The sequence below is a fragment of the Mesorhizobium sp. M1C.F.Ca.ET.210.01.1.1 genome (assembly GCF_004791585.1).
Taxonomy (GTDB): domain Bacteria; phylum Pseudomonadota; class Alphaproteobacteria; order Rhizobiales; family Rhizobiaceae; genus Mesorhizobium.
In genome coordinates this window covers 178765-193783 of record NZ_SRUU01000007.1, presented here as the reverse complement: position 1 = coordinate 193783, position 15019 = coordinate 178765, and the positions used below count along the sequence as shown (strand labels likewise).

The window sequence follows — 15019 nt, the reverse complement described above, 5'->3', positions numbered from 1 at the left end:
CACCCGCTTTGCCGATGATGATATGCTCACGTGAGGCAAAAGTTATGAGGGGGACTATTTTTTCGGATTTGCTTGCGTCGATTACCGAGCGCGGGCGCGCCGTTCTCGGATTGCCTCAGAGAGAGACGCAAGGAGCGGACGGACAGACCAGCATTGTAGATCTATGTGAACGACTGCTTTCTGGGCGAGGTGAAGCATCTGGAACAGCGTTGGCGCGGGCTGTGCTCGACGCCTACGATCATCTTAACGAGGCAGGCAAGAAGGATTTCTTCCTGATGCTCGCCGAAAGCTTTGGCTCTGACAAATCCGCGCTTCTGGAGGCGGTCGATCGTTGGACGCAGGAAGAAACCACAGAGCGCGCAACTGAGCTCCATTATCGCTCCGAGCCGCGGCGGCAGGAGTTGCTACGCCGTCTCAACTACGCGGCGGGAGGAACCGCGGCGCTTGTGAAGATGCGCGAGACGCTGCTTGGCCATCTTCCGTCCCATCCGGCGCTACGCGCCGTGGATCGGGACTTCGTGCATCTATTTTCATCCTGGTTCAACCGGGGTTTTTTAGTCCTGCGGCGCATCGATTGGACGTCGCCGGCAATAGTCCTAGAGAAGATCATTCGTTACGAGGCCGTCCATCAAATACTCGGCTGGGACGATCTGCGTCGGCGTCTCGATCCGCCGGATCGGCGCTGTTACGCCTTCTTTCACCCTGCGCTGCTTGACGAACCCCTCATCTTCGTCGAGATCGCGCTTTGTCACGAAGTTCCCTCAGCGATCCAGCCACTGCTGGCGCACGACCGAACCGGTGTGCCGGCGGGCAAAGCGAAAACTGCGGTGTTCTACTCTATCTCGAATTGCCAGCAAGGCCTCTCCGGCGTCTCTTTCGGCAATTTTCTTATCAAACAAGTGGTTGAAGAACTGCGCCGCGATCTTCCCGGTATCAAGACATTTGCAACCCTGTCGCCGGTTCCCGGCTTCGTGCGCTGGATGCGAACGGTGGCAATGGCTGGGATGTCTGCGCAAGATCGCGCGGGGGTCGCCTTCCTCGACGATCCGCAGTGGTGGACGGAACCTTGCCTAGTGGCGAAGACCCGCCCCCCGCTAGAGCGGCTGGCTCGGCAATACTTTCTGGATGCACGCCTGCCAGACGGGCGCCCTGTCGATCCGGTCGCCCGTTTTCATCTAGGCAATGGCGCTCGTTTGGAACGGATCAACTGGATTGGCGACATCTCCCCGAAGGGGATCCAGGAATCGGCGGGCCTGATGGTCAATTATCTCTATGACCTCGATTGGATCGAGGCCAATCATGAAGCTTACGCCAACAACGGTGAGATTGTCGCCTCGCCAGAGGTCCGCTCGCCGTTCTCCCCTGACTCGCCGGGCAACACGCTCCCCGGGCGGTCCTCTCGTCGCGGCAATGCTCCCAAGAGAATTAGTCCGCCCGTGGGCACAAGGTCAAAGTAAATATGACTTCATATCTCTACGAACGCCTAACCCAAACAGCGCCATCGGACGACAAGATCGTCATAGAAACACCCAATGGCCGCATCCTCACCTACGGAGACCTGCGCAAGGAATCGGCGAGGTTCGCTAACCTACTGGTTTCGCTCGGTGTCGCCCCCGGCGATCGGGTTGCCGTCCAGATAGAAAAGTCGCCTGACGCCATCTTGGTTTATCTCGCATGCTTGCGCACCGGCGCGATCTTCCTGCCTTTGAACCCGGCCTATACGACGGTCGAAACCGAATATTACCTAGGAGACGGTAGGCCGACGGTGTTCATTTGTGATCCAGCGGCATTCGAAAGAATCCTGCCGGTTACGGCGAGCATTAATGTCGCTCACGTCGAAACGCTCGGCAACGATGAGGACGGTTCGTTCGCGCGCAAAGCAAAGTGCCATTCTGTCGATTTCGATGATGTGCAACGCGGCCCGGATGATCTTGCCGCGATTCTCTACACGTCAGGCACGACTGGACGTTCGAAAGGCGCCATGCTCAGTCACGGCAACCTCGCATCTAACGCGGCAACGCTGAAAGATTTCTGGAGGCTGACCAGCGACGACATTCTCATTCACGCATTGCCAGTCTATCACACCCATGGCCTGTTCGTGGCGGTCAACACGATGCTAATGGCAGGCGGGTCGATGCATTTTCTGCCCGGTTTCAATGCGGAGCTGATCCTGAGTTTGATGTCTCGCTCCACAGTTTTGATGGGCGTGCCAACTTTCTACACGCGATTGCTGCAAAACGCTGCACTCACGCCCACGGCGACGAGCAACATGCGCATGTTCATTTCCGGTTCAGCCCCGCTTTGGGCCGAAACCCATCAGGAGTGGCAGGCCCGCACCGGCCATCAGATCCTGGAGCGATACGGCATGACCGAAACCAACATGAACACGTCAAACCCTTGCGAGGGGGACCGCATTGCCGGCACCGTCGGCATCCCGCTGCCTGGCATTTCGGTCCGCGTTGTGGATCCTGAAACCGGCGTAGCGTTGCCGCCCGGAGAAGTCGGTATGCTGGAGGTGAAGGGCCCAAACGTCTTCGCGGGCTATTGGCAGATGCCTGAAAAGACTGCGAGCGAGTTCAGTCTGGACGGCTTCTTTATGACCGGCGATTTGGGCCGGATCAATGAGCGCGGCTACATCCATATCGTCGGAAGGGCAAAGGATCTGGTGATCACCGGTGGTTTCAACGTCTATCCGATCGAAATCGAAAGCGAGATCGATGCATTACCCGGCGTGGCCGAGAGTGCCGTCATCGGCGTGCCTCACGCCGATTTCGGTGAAGGGGTCACTGCGATTGTAGTGCCGAAGAAAGGCGCCTCGATCGATGAGGCACGCGTACTTTCGGCCCTGCAAGGTCGGCTGGCGAAGTTCAAACTACCCAAGCGCGTTCTCTTTACCGACGAACTGCCTCGTAATGCGATGGGGAAAGTCCAGAAAGCTATGCTACGCCAGACCTACGCGGATCTCTACAAAGCCTAAACTTAGAAGCACTGAACGCTGTCTTGCTTCGATGTTTTCATGGACTAGTCGGCGCGCTCGGAACTGCGGGCCAGACGGGATGTGCACAGCTTGGGGCTTTCCAGGGTCGCGTATCTGGGGTTTTCGATCCTGCGTTGAAAGTTCTGTCCCAGCCACAAGCGGGCAAGGCCGGCGCCGTCGGAAGCCTCTGTTTGGGGAAAGCTCAGACGATAAAGGCAAGGTGGTCAGGCTGCCAGATCTCGAGCTATGGAACGACAACCGCGCGATTTTGCCTGCCGTCGAGAGCTTGTGCAGTGGGTTCGGAAATAGCGACACGGAGCAACAGACCTAGAGCTCTCTGCCGGCTCGCCTCCGCATCGCCCACAGCTTCAGCGGCGCACCGATCGTCATCAATGGTTCCGGATAAAGCCGGGACGGAGCCGGCTCGCTGAGGGCGTCCGCGACCATCGGCTCATCGCTGCCGGCGGCGAGCGCGGCGGCGAGCATTCCGTAGAGCGTGCCCTGAACCGTTCCCAGACCATTGCAGCATCCGGCGACGAACACCCTCTCTTCGATCTCTCCGAAGGCGGGCGCCGAGTTGAGGGAAAGGCACAGATGGCCTCCCCATCGGAATTCCATCGCCATGTCGCCCAGCATCGGGAAGCGCGCTCGGAACGATCGATCATGCGCCGCGCCGATTTGAGCGATCTGTTTGTCGCTGGTGGACATGTCCGGGTTGTAGGTGAAGGTGTTGCGCACCACGATGCGGTCGCCGATGCGGCGAATGGTCGAACCCATCGGATCGGCAGGGATCAGGCCCCAATAAGGCTCGCCGCCAAGAGCCGCTTGCTCGCTTTTGGAAAGCGGCCTCGTCATACTTGCATAGGTAAAGACGTGGAGCAGACGCTTCTTGAAGAAGCCCAAGCTCTCCAGATGGCCGTTGACGGTCAGGATCAGCCGCGGCGTGGAGATCTCACCCTCGGGCGTTTTCACGGTGTGTAGTTTGCCGGTCCGCAAGGATGTAACCGGGGATTGTTCGAATATCTGCACCCGCGTGGACAAGCCTTCGGCCAGGCCACGGATGAAGCCTGCCGGCTGCGCCATCACCGTGCCCGGCGTGAACGTGCCGCCCACGAAGAAGTCGCTTCCGGTGATTTTCTTCAACTGCGGTCCGTCGAGCCGATCGAACGGCTCGCCAAGGCCGGTCAGATGATTCTCGAAGTCGCGCAGTACACCGAGGCCGTGTTCGCTCGCGGCGCCATGGAACTTGCCGGCGCGAACGAAGAACCTCTGCAATCCATATTCATCCACTGCTGCGGCAGAGAACTCGATCGCCGCGCGGTTCATGCGAATGCGCTTGCGGTCGTGCTCCGGCCCGCCGCCATAATTCTCGCCGCCAAGCTCGTGCGGCAGGTCGATCATGAAGCCCGAGTTCCGCCCGGCAGCGCCCCAGCCAACCCGTTGAGCATCGACGACGACGACGCGGTCGCCGGGAACGAGCTGGGACAGGCGCCGCGCGGCCGCCAATCCCGCGAACCCGGCTCCTACGATGGTCCAGTCCGCTTCGTGGCGGCCGCGCAGCACCTCAGGTGCCTTGGGAGGCGACAGGAGCCCGTACCAGCCGGACATGTTGATGTCGGCTGGCGTTCTTACGGCCTGATATACGCTCATGGCTTTTCGGTTAGTCTACCGCGCGCGAGACCTTCGGATCGGAAATATCCGCCCAGATGGTCTTGAGTTCGGTGTACTGGTCATGCGCGTATAGCGACTTGTCGCGCCCACCGAAGCCCGAAAGCTTGTAGCCGCCGAAGGGGGTCGAGATGTCCCCTTCGCCGTAGCAATTGATACTCACCGTTCCCGCGCGGATGTCGCGCGCGACGCGATGTGCCTTGCCGAGATTGGCGGTGAAGATCGAAGCGGCCAGTCCATATTGCGTGTCGTTGGCGACCCGCACCGCCTCGTCGGCATTGGCGACCTTGATGACCGACAGCACCGGCCCGAAAATCTCTTCTCGCGCGATCGTCATTTGCGGCGTCACATCGTCGAAAATGGTCGGCTCGATGAAATAGCCCTTGCCGTGCTTGTGGGCATTGCCGCCCGCCACGACCTTGGCGCCTTCAGCGCGGCCCTTCTTGATGTAGCCCATGATGCGGTCGAACTGTTCCTTCGACACGATAGCGCCCAGCCGGTTGCCCGGGTCCAGCGGCTCGCCCAATGGCCATTGCGTGAGCTTGTGGAGTACGGTCTCGATCAGCCGGCTCTTGATCTTCTCGTGCACGATCAGGCGGGAATTGGACGAGCAGTTCTCGCCCATGTTCCAGAACACCGCCTGGGTGACGTGCTGAGCAACGACGTCGAGGTTCTCGGCGTCGTCGAGCACGATGCACGGGTTCTTCCCGCCGCATTCGAGCACGATGCGCTTGAGGTTGGACTTGGCGGAATATTCGAGGAATTTCCGGCCGATTTCGGTCGAGCCGGTGAAGGCGACCATGTCGATATCCGGATGCAGGCCAAGCGCCTTCCCGGTGATCTCGCCCGGACCGGTGACGATCTGCAAGACGCCCGGCGGCAGGCCGGCCTCATGCGCCAGCTCGGCAATCCGCAAGGTCGACATGTTGGTCTGCTCGGCCGGCTTGACGATGACGGAGTTGCCGGTTGCAAGCGCCGGCCCGATCTTCCAGGCCAGCATCAGGATCGGGAAATTCCAGGGTAAAACGCAGGCGACCACGCCAAGCGGCTGGCGCACGATCATCGACACGACGTTATCGCCCGAAGGCGAGGTCTGACCGTAAAGCTTGTCGGTGGCTTCCGCATGCCATTCCAGGCAATGCAGGGCCTCGGGGATGTCGATGGTTTCGACGTCGTAGATCGGCTTGCCGCTTTCGAGCGTCTCAAGAACGGCGAGCTCATGGGCGTTTCGCTCCATGAGCTTGACCAGGCGCCGCAGTACCCGCTTGCGCTCGCTCGGATGCGCCCGCGACCAGGCACCCGATTCGAACGCCAGCCGCGCCTTCTCGACCCCGAGGTCGACGTCGGCTTCGCCGCAGGAAGCGATCCTGGCGATGACCTGGCCGGTGGCGGGGTTGATGGTCTCGAACGTTTCGCCGGATTTTGCTGCCCGAGCCTTGCCGTCGATCACCGCATTGGTCGGCAGCGGCAGGCTGTCCGCCAGGTTCTGGTACTCATCACGCGTTAATAGCGATGACATTCTCGGAAACCCTCTTCTGGGATTTTGCGATGATGGAGGCGATGACCGCCTTCAGCGTACGGATCGTCGTCTCGAGCTCGCGTTTCTGCTCGTCATCGAGCGCGCGCATCGGCCGCCGCACCGGCCCCGCCGGTAGGCCGGTCAGCTCACACCCGAACTTGATGCTCTGCACGAACTTTCCGCCCTGTTCGAGAACGCGCATCAGCGGCAGCAGCGCCGACATGATCTGCCGGCCCTTGGCGAAATCCTTCTCGATGACGCACGCTTCGTAGAGCGCGATGTGCTCGGCCGGCAGGCAGTTGCCGGCGCCGCAGACCCAGCCCTTGGCGCCCCAGGCGAAGAATTCGAGCGCCTGATCATCCATGCCGCAGAACAGGTCGATATGCGGATAGTCGCGCGCCAGGGCGTGCAGCTGATTCGTGCTGCCGCTGGACTCCTTGATGGCGCAGAAATTGGTGCTGCGGCCGACCCGAGCCAGGAACTCCAGGTCCATCATCGTGCCGGTGCGGCCGGGATAGTTGTAGAGCATCACCGGCAGGTTGGCAGCCTTGTCGATTGCCAGCGCATGATTGGCAAGTTCCAGCTGCGTCGGCACCGCGTAGTACGGAGCCCCGATGAGGATGCCGTCATACTTCAGGTCCTTGGCGACCAGCGCATAGTCGATGCAGTCCTCGGTGCGGATAGCACCAACGCCGGCGATCAGCGGCACCTTGGCCTTCACCACTGTCTTGGCCAGCTTCAGCAGGCCGACGCGTTCATCGCGCGATTGGGCGTAATATTCGCCGGTCGTTCCGCCGACGATGATGCCGTGCACGCCAGACGCGACCAGATGCTCGACCATTACGCAGAAGCCGTCGCGGTCGATTGATCCGTCGGCATGAAAGGGCGTGGTGACGGGCGGAATAATGCCTTTGAACGACACTGGCCTGGCTCCAAATTGGGCATCAGGCTGGTGGTTATATGCAAGGATTGCGCGTCCAGCAGTCGAAATAAATTCACCCGCCAAGCTACTTTTTTGCGCGGCATCCGCCGCGGAAAGACATGAGGCTGTTTGCCTGCCGGCAACAAGAGTTGTCTTCAAGCCAGCCGAAGTCGTCCTCGGAACCACTTACAAACATGTGTCTCCGGTCGCCCAAGCGCCAAACGGTGCCGTCATCCACCATGTGACCGTCGGCGTCGCACATTGTAGTGTACTGGATCGAGCCAACGCTTTTGCGGCTATAGTCATTGGTCATGGTGCGTCTCCTTTGATGGATCGGGGTGATGGAGGGGAGCGTCAGAGCGTGCCGTCGGCCGGCAACTCGCGGGTGCGCTTGAGCGTTGACAGCAGAGCCGCCTTGTAGCCTTTGTCGCTATCGAACTGCGCCTGCTCCGCTTGTTCCTCACATGACGCGCGAAGCGGTCATCAGTGACTGTGTAACAAACTGCGTAACAAGCGGTGCGAAAATCACAACAATTTCAAGGGTCTAAGCAATAATTCGGAAGACGCTCTCTCCGCCATTTCGGTTTGGAGGATCAAGCTCGCAGCCGCCAAATTCGAGAGCAAACAAGAGTTCTTCCCGTCGGAGGATCGGCGGTAGCGGACCTTCGACTCGCCCCGCGAGGTCCTGCCGCGATCGCCCAACGATCCTGTTTGTACGCCTAGACCGTAATTCACCGGCCTGTCCGACCCACCTCTCTTCCGGAGGTCGCCGTCACGATCTAGATCCTGATCGCTGCACAGAAATCCGGCCGCAAGGTCGCGGGCGCTGCAGGTGGGCGCGGTCATGAAAAGCGACTCCCTTTCCTACCCTCCTCGGGGTCTCTCACGCGAAGACGCCGCCCGGTATGTCGGCGTGGGCATAACCAAATTTGATCAAATGGTCGCTGACGGCCGTATGCCAAAGCCGAAGAAGGTCGACACCCGCGTGATTTGGGATCGGTTGAGACTCGAGGCTGCGTTTACCGAACTACCTGGAGACGATGAAGAGAATATCGTCGACTTCCTGTTGCAAGGGAATCATCGCAGGGGATAAATTCGTTCTGTCATGACCGACAAATATCCTGGCCTTTCCTCCTACACCGATCGCCACGGCAAACTTCGCTGGCGCTATCGGACGAAGGAGCGTGTTGTCAGTCTGCCGGCGCCAAACCAACCCGGTTTCAAGGAGGCCTACCAAGCGGCGGTCGAGGGCCGGAAAATCCCAAAGGCTCCCGTCGTCCGTATGCCCGGAGCCGCCCTGCCCGGCACGTTTGGAGCGGCCTTTCAGCGGTTGAAGATCTCGGTCAAGTGGCTGGCGCTTGACGAAGCCAGCAAGCGCAAGAACACGCAGCTGATCGAAGAGTTCCTAGAACTCCGGGTGGTCGCAGATCACCCGCTCATCTGGCGGGATGTACCGGTAAAGAACCTTCGACGTATACATATTGAAGAGCTTCTTGGCCGCTTCATCGCCACGCCCCACAAGGCCAAGCATCTGCTGGTGGGCATACGCAAGTTGGTCTATGTCGCGCTGCGGCAAGATTGGATCGAAATCGATCCTACAGCGGCGGTCGAATGGCGTCCCGCTTATGCCGGTTGGAAGGCATGGTCGCGCGAGGCGATGGCGCAATTCGAAAACCGTTGGCAGCTCGGGACCGCCGCACGCACTTGCTATGGTTTGGCGCTCTGGCTCGGCAACCGTCGCGGCGACGTCGCCGGTCTTCGCTGGGATCAAAGGGTCACTCGTCGTGTCTTCATCGATGGCATCGAGCGTCACTTCGACGGGTTTGATATCGTTCAGGCCAAGAACAAGGGGCGAACTGGCGGTAAGCGGCTTTTCGTGCCGATCACACCAATGCTCTCCGAGATTTTGGATGCGGCCGACAGGCGCGGCGAGACCGTGTTGGTCAACGGCTATGGAGAGCCGTTCTCCGCCAAGTCGCTGACTGGAATGATGGCGCATTGGTGCAAGCTTGCCGGCTTGCCGAAGGGGCTGACCCTACATGGACTAAGGAAGTCGCTTGGCGTCTATCTGGCCGAGGCAGAGGCTTCGACCAGGCAGCTCATGGATGTACTCGGTCACGACGACATCGATCATGCCGAGCTCTATTCGCGCGAGGCATCGCAAGTACGGCTGGCAGTCCAGGGGATGGATCGAGTCGTGCGTCTGGTCACACGCAAGCCGATGCTTGGCGAACCTGTTGGCGAACCTCGTGGCGAACCACCCTATAAAGCATTGATAAATAACGATAATGGTGGGCCCGGAGGGACTCGAACCCCCAACCAAGCGGTTATGAGCCGCCGGCTCTAACCATTGAGCTACAGGCCCCACGCGGGCTGGCTTAGTGTTTTTCGCCTCGCGACACAAGGCTTTCCGAAGGCGCTGGCGACGCCCGCCCAAATCAGCCCATATTCGCGCTCTAGTTGCCAAAACGCGACTGGTTCGCAGACCGAGGAGATTTCGATGACCAGACATCTTTTGCCCATGGCGCTCGCCGCAGCGCTCGCGTTTCCGGCATTTGCAAGCGCGGCCGATTCGCCGCCCCCGCCCCGCATCGTCGTTTCCGGCGAAGGCGAAGCGACCGTTGCGCCGGACATGGCGATGCTGACGCTCAGCGTCATGCGCGAGGCCAAGACCGCGCGCGCCGCGCTCGATGCCAACAACGACGCCATGGCGGCGGTGATCGCGGCGATGAAATCGGCCGGCATCGCCGATCACGATCTGCAGACAGCCGGTATCCAGATCAACCCGCGCTACAATTACACCAACAAGGCGGACGGCAGCCAGGAAGCCGAGCTCGTCGCCTACCAGGTGACGAACACGCTGTCGGTGCGCGTGCGCGACGTCGACAAGACCGGCGACGTCCTCGACAAGGCGGTGTCGCTCGGCGTCAACCAGGGCGGCGGCATCGCCTTCACCAATGACGATCCGAAAGCCACTATCGTCGAGGCGCGCAAGAAAGCGGTTGCGGATGCGATCGCCAAGGCCAAGACGCTCGCCGAAGCCGCTGGCGTCAGCCTGGGCAGGGTGATCGAGATCACCGACCAGAATGTCGCGCCGGTGCCGATGCCGATGAACGCCAAGGCCTTCGATGCCGCCCGCGCCGCCGTGCCCGTGCAGGCCGGCGAGAACTCCTACTCCGTCCAGGTCACCGTCACGTTCGAGCTGAAGTGATCCCGGCCCGGCCTGTGTTCCGGAATCCAGCCACAAAAACCCCGGAGGACCGGTCCTCCGGGGTTTTTTGAGCCGCGCGCTTCAGGCCAGCTGAAGGGGCTCACTACTCATAGCTGATCCTCGCAGAGGATGATGCTAAGCGATCCTCGCGAGGATCGTCGTTCGTGGCGTTCTCGCCCCTTAGCGATAGATGATCGGGCAGCCGCGCTCGTTGGCGAAGACCACCACCACGCGGTCGCCATACTGGCGGCCGACCACCTTCACCGTGCGCCGGTCGATGTCGACGATGCGGACGCGATGCAGGCCCATGCGCTCGGCCTTGTCGAGCGCGCGGTCCGGCGAGCAGCCGCGGCGGCGCCATTCGCGATCGCGACGATAATAGCCGTCATCGTCCTCGCCGGTGTAGACGCCGAAACGGGGATCGGGGCCGTTGCCGAAGCCGAGATAGAGGCTGTCCGCGTGCGCCGCCGGGATGGCGCCGAGCGTGCCGAGCCCGACAAGGGCCGAAAGGGCTGCCGTCTTGATCTGGTTGAACATTATCTCTCTCCTTGTTGTAGGCCTCAGGCCCTTGAATTGATGATTGGCGAACCAATGATTTCAAAATGCCACTTCGTGTCTGAACTTTCTGCGAACCGGCCGTTCATGTCCGGTTCATGTTAATCCGCGCGCATCCATCGCCCCGCTCACTTCGAAATCTGGAGCCGGAAAACGCGCCATGGCGCACCCGGTTCCCTCAGGGTTCGTCGTCAAAACGCGAACGCGTCAGGGTTCGTCGTCAAGTATATAGTCGAAATAGTCGTCCGGCTCGGCCAGATCGGTTTCCTTGGCCTTCACCCGGCCGCGGATCGAAATCCCGGCCTCGTGCACGGTCTCCGCACTCCCCGAAACCAGCCTGTGCCACCAATAGAGATCATGTCCCTCGGCCACCAGCCGGTAGGCGCAGGTCTTGGGCAGCCAGGTGATGGTGCGCACATTCTGCGGCGTCAGCCCGACGCAATCGGGCACGCGCGACAGCCGGTGGGCATAATCCGAGCAAAGACATTTTTCGGCATCGAAAAGCCGGCAACCCACGCTCGTCCAGTAGATCTCGCCGGTGTCCTCGTCCTCTAGCTTCGAAAGGCAGCATTTGCCGCAGCCGTCGCAGAGCGACTCCCACTCGGCCGGGGTCATGGCCTCGAGCGTCTTGGTTTTCCAGAACGGTGCGGTCATGCGGCTGGATTTGGCCCTCCGTGGCCTTCCGGTCAAGCGCTGCTGTCGCGCTGACCCAGTATCAACATTAGAAAAACACGAAATTGCCTTCAAAAGGCCGGCCGGGCATCCTTGGCTGCTGCCAATGCCCGACGGAACCAATTGCGGTTGATGAAAGTTTGGGCAGGGATGGGACCCCACTAGGAGAAAATTGATATGAAACGCCAACCACGGATTCTGGCGGGTACGGCAATCGGCCTGCTTATGGCATCCGCGCCGTTGGGCGCGTATCCGCTGCAGGCCGATTTCGGCACCTCGCGGGGGGCGCCGCTTGTCCTGGCACAGTCGAACTGCGCCGAAGGCCAATCGGCCGAGGAGTGTGCGCAAAGCGGGCAGCAAGCCGAGCAGCCGAAGAGAAAGAAGCGCGAGCAGCAGCAACAGCAGACGGAAACGGCCCCGGCCGAGCAGCCCGCCGAGCCCGAGCAGAAGCCGCGCCGGAAGCGGCAGGACCAGCAGCAGATGGATACCGGCCAGGCGGAGCAAGCAGCACCGGCCGAACAGCAGTTCCAACCGCGTAAGAAGAAGCGCGACCAGCAGCAGCAGATCGAGGCAGCTCCGGCCGATCAGGGCGGCCAGCCCGCGACCGACGAACAGCAGTTTCAGCCGCGCAAGAAGAAGCGCGACCTGCAGCAGCAGACCGAGACGGCACCGGCCGAACAGGCCGCGCCTGCCGAACAGGCGGCGCCAGCCGTCGATGAACAGCAGCTCAAGCCACGCAAGAAAAAGCGCGACCTGCAGCAGCAGACCGAGACGGCACCGACCGAACAGATCGCTCCTGGTGAGCCTGCGCCTGCAAACGACAACCAGCAGTTCAAGCTGCGAAAGAAGAAGCAGGACCAGCAGATCGAGGCAGCTCCTGCCGAACAGGCGGCGCCGACCGAGCAGACGGCGCCGGCCACCACCGACCAGCAGTTCAAGCCCCGCAAGAAGAAGCGGGATCAGCAGCAGCAAACCGAGACGCCTCCCGCCGAACAGGCCCCAGCCGGTCAGAAGGCTGAGCCGGTTCCAGGCGAGCAGCAGGCTGCCCCTGCGCAGGGCGAAGAACCCACGGACCTGACGAAGAAGCGCAAGAAGGCGCTTAACTTGCAGCCCGGTGCCGGCCAGCCCGTGACCGGAGAGCAGCAGGCTGCCCCTGCGCAGGGTGAAGAGCCCACGGACCTGACGAAGAAGCGCAAGAAGGCGCTTAACTTGCAGCCCGGTGCCGGCCAGCCCGTGACCGGAGAGCAGCAGCCGGCGACCGGCGAGCAGGCCGCGCCGGCCCAGGGCGAGGCCCCGGCTCAGGGTGAAGCCACCGCCAAGCCAGGCGAAGCCCCGCTGCTGGACAGCCAGAAGGACGTTCTGCGCAAGCGCAAGGGCCGCCAGCCGGCCGGCCAGACCGAGAATGGCCAGGCGGGCGTTGAGCAAGGCGGCACCGGCCAAACTGGCAATCAGGCCGAACAGCTGCAGGGCCAGCAGGCGCAGAGGCCTGCCCCGGTCGACCAAGGCCCGCCGCCCACCGACGACAAGGCGGCGCAGCAGGCGATCGCGCCAGAGAAGATCGTTCCGGTAACGGAAGAGAAGGGCAAGCGGATCGAGCTTACGCCCGAGCAGCTTGTGCGCGAGCGCCGCAGGCCGGAGGGGGCGGACGTGGTGAAGCAGTTCGGCGACCGCGTGATCGTCCAGTTCAACAACCAGACGATCGTGGAAAGCAATGAGGCGCCTCGCATCACCCGCGGCGCCAAGGATGTCTACTACGAAGATCTGCCGCGTGGCCGCACCCGCGAAATCGTGGAGCGCGACAACGGCGTCAGGATCGTCACCATCCGCAACCGCAATGGCGACGTCGTCCAGCGTTCGCGCATCATGCCGGACGGACGCGAATATGTGCTGAGCTATGTCGACGAGCGGTACTACCAGGATGTCGACGGCTGGCGTGATCCGGGCGACGACCTGCCGCCGATGCGGCTCGACATCTCGCGCCGGGACTACATCCTGGATTCGGAGGACGTCGAGGATCCGGACGAGTATTACACTTTCCTCGAACAGCCGCCGGTGGAGAGGGTACAGCGCCTCTACTCGATCGACGAGGTCAAGCGCTCGGCCCGCGTGCGCGACATCGCCCGTCGTATCGACCTCGACACGCTGAACTTCGATTTCGGCTCGGCGACGATCTCCGACACCGAGGTGCAGAAGCTCGAAGGCGTGGCCACCGCCATGGAAAGGCTCCTGAAGAAGAACCCGGCGGAAACCTTCCTCATCGAGGGCCATACCGACGCGGTCGGCACGCCCGACGCCAACCTCGCACTGTCGGACCGGCGTGCCGAGGCGGTTGCCGAGGCGTTGACCAACGCGTACGGAATCCCCGCCGAGAACCTCACGACACAGGGCTACGGCGAGGAGTATCTCAAGGTGAACACGCCCGGCCCGAACCGCGAGAACCGCCGTGTCGCCATCCGCCGCATCACCTCGCTGGTGGCGCCGGTGGCGAGCAACGAGCAGTGACTGACGCATGTCGCCCAAAACTGCGCGGCGGTTTTGGGCGACATGCACAAACAAGGACCTGAAACGCGTCGCCTGAATCCGTTTCGGCGCGACGCGCTTTTAGCGTTTGATTTCAAAACCGTGGCCCGATTTTCGGAACCGGCGCGGCAAGGTGAGGCTTGTGCGGATCCGAACGGGCCTCGCCTTGAAATTCAAGAAGAATTGTCCCGCCATGCTCATTGAATCGCCGCATTGCGGCACCCAGATTCCAGTCAGGGCGTTCCCTGCCCTGTCCCGACTCCAGCGGGACACATGAGCCCCGCCGGCGCCCCTCTCCGGCGGGGCTTTTTGCCTTGAAAACAGAGTCCGTCTGCCCGAAATACGGACCGACCCCGCAGAGCAATTCCAGGAAAAGTGCGCAGCGGTTTTCCGTCCGTAATTGCGTAAAGACAAGTGACCAAAGCGAAACCAGTCCGGAACACGACATGAAGCGCCTCGAACTCGCCATCGAATCTGTCATCCTAGCCTCGCGCTGGCTGCTGGTCGCCTTCTATCTGGGGCTCGGCCTTGCGCTGGCGACTTACGCGCTGTCCCTCGGCAAGAAGCTCTACGAGTTCGTGATGAGCGTTTTCACGCTCGGCGATACCGATACGATCCTGAAGATGCTTGGCCTGATTGATGCCGCCCTTGTCGCCTCGCTGGTGGTGATGGTGATCATTTCGGGCTACGAGAATTTCGTCAGCCGCTTCGACGAGCAGGACGGCGAGGTCCACTGGCTCGGCACGATCGACGTCGGCTCGCTCAAGGTCAAGGTCGCCTCGACCATCGTCGCGATCTCCTCCATCCACTTGCTGCAGGTCTTCCTCAACCACGCTTCCTACACGAGCGATCAGCTCATGTGGCTGACCGTCATGCATCTGGCCTTCGTCTTCTCGGCGCTCATGCTCGCCTATATCGACCGGGTGATGGCGCTGGCCAAGGGTAAGAAGGCCATGGCGGAGTGAGACGTTTCCG

12 protein-coding genes, 1 tRNA gene and 2 pseudogenes are annotated in these 15019 nt (G+C 61.5%); 7 read left to right on the top strand and 8 right to left on the bottom strand.

Translation table 11 applies throughout. The annotated features are described in order from the left end of the window. Positions 1-44 precede the first annotated feature (44 nt). Positions 45-1457, top strand: coding sequence for a malonyl-CoA decarboxylase (locus EN853_RS10685; protein WP_127858530.1), 1413 nt, complete (start codon positions 45-47; stop codon positions 1455-1457). Positions 1458-1459: 2 nt separating this feature from the next. Then, positions 1460-2977 (top strand): malonyl-CoA synthase, encoded by a 1518-nt coding sequence (locus EN853_RS10680; RefSeq protein WP_127858529.1) that lies wholly within the window; start codon positions 1460-1462, stop codon positions 2975-2977. Positions 2978-3304: 327 nt separating this feature from the next. On the opposite strand, the gene EN853_RS10675 is transcribed toward EN853_RS10680, so the two are convergent. From EN853_RS10675 to EN853_RS34355, 5 genes and pseudogenes are all read right to left on the bottom strand, one after another. Beyond that, complete coding sequence (locus tag EN853_RS10675) at positions 3305-4585, bottom strand: FAD-binding oxidoreductase (RefSeq protein WP_127858528.1); 1281 nt, start codon at positions 4583-4585, stop codon at positions 3305-3307. Positions 4586-4637: 52 nt separating this feature from the next. Beyond that, entirely contained in the window at positions 4638-6164 is a 1527-nt protein-coding gene (locus tag EN853_RS10670; protein WP_127858527.1) for an aldehyde dehydrogenase, read from the bottom strand. After that, the gene (locus tag EN853_RS10665; RefSeq protein WP_127858526.1) at positions 6142-7086 is read right to left on the bottom strand and encodes a dihydrodipicolinate synthase family protein; all 945 of its coding nucleotides are present in this window, start codon (positions 7084-7086) and stop codon (positions 6142-6144) included. Before EN853_RS10665 ends, EN853_RS10670 begins: the two co-directional genes overlap by 23 nt. A gap of 85 nt (positions 7087-7171) precedes the next feature. Then, positions 7172-7399: a hypothetical protein gene (locus tag EN853_RS10660; protein WP_127858525.1), complete on the bottom strand. Its 228-nt coding sequence runs from the start codon at positions 7397-7399 to the stop codon at positions 7172-7174. Between the two features lie 41 nt (positions 7400-7440). Next, positions 7441-7548, bottom strand: a pseudogene (locus EN853_RS34355) (DUF1857 domain-containing protein); the annotation flags it as partial. 382 nt (positions 7549-7930) lie between these two features. On the opposite strand from EN853_RS34355, the gene EN853_RS10650 reads away from it, so the two are divergent. Both EN853_RS10650 and EN853_RS35275 read left to right on the top strand, forming a co-directional pair. Next, the gene (locus EN853_RS10650) at positions 7931-8179 is read left to right on the top strand and encodes a hypothetical protein (RefSeq protein WP_127858524.1); all 249 of its coding nucleotides are present in this window, start codon (positions 7931-7933) and stop codon (positions 8177-8179) included. A 12-nt stretch (positions 8180-8191) separates the two neighbouring features. Further along, positions 8192-9184, top strand: a pseudogene (locus EN853_RS35275) (tyrosine-type recombinase/integrase); the annotation flags it as partial. Between the two features lie 191 nt (positions 9185-9375). Here the strand turns inward: EN853_RS35275 and EN853_RS10640 are convergent. Next, positions 9376-9451, bottom strand: a tRNA-Ile gene (locus EN853_RS10640). A gap of 135 nt (positions 9452-9586) precedes the next feature. Between EN853_RS10640 and EN853_RS10635 the strand changes: the two genes are divergently transcribed. Further along, complete coding sequence (locus tag EN853_RS10635) at positions 9587-10297, top strand: SIMPL domain-containing protein (protein WP_127858523.1); 711 nt, start codon at positions 9587-9589, stop codon at positions 10295-10297. Between the two features lie 180 nt (positions 10298-10477). Here EN853_RS10635 and EN853_RS10630 read toward each other — a convergent pair whose 3' ends face one another. Further along, positions 10478-10834, bottom strand: coding sequence for a hypothetical protein (locus tag EN853_RS10630; protein ID WP_127858522.1), 357 nt, complete (start codon positions 10832-10834; stop codon positions 10478-10480). A 225-nt stretch (positions 10835-11059) separates the two neighbouring features. Next, positions 11060-11506 carry a YcgN family cysteine cluster protein gene (locus tag EN853_RS10625; protein ID WP_127858521.1) on the bottom strand — a complete coding sequence of 149 codons (447 nt, stop codon included), beginning with the start codon at positions 11504-11506 and terminating at the stop codon, positions 11060-11062. A 195-nt stretch (positions 11507-11701) separates the two neighbouring features. On the opposite strand from EN853_RS10625, the gene EN853_RS10620 reads away from it, so the two are divergent. Both EN853_RS10620 and EN853_RS10615 read left to right on the top strand, forming a co-directional pair. After that, entirely contained in the window at positions 11702-14026 is a 2325-nt protein-coding gene (locus tag EN853_RS10620; RefSeq protein WP_127858520.1) for an OmpA family protein, read from the top strand. Between the two features lie 464 nt (positions 14027-14490). Next, positions 14491-15009, top strand: a complete 519-nt coding sequence (locus EN853_RS10615; RefSeq protein WP_127858519.1) for a TIGR00645 family protein — start codon at positions 14491-14493, stop codon at positions 15007-15009. Positions 15010-15019 lie beyond the last annotated feature (10 nt).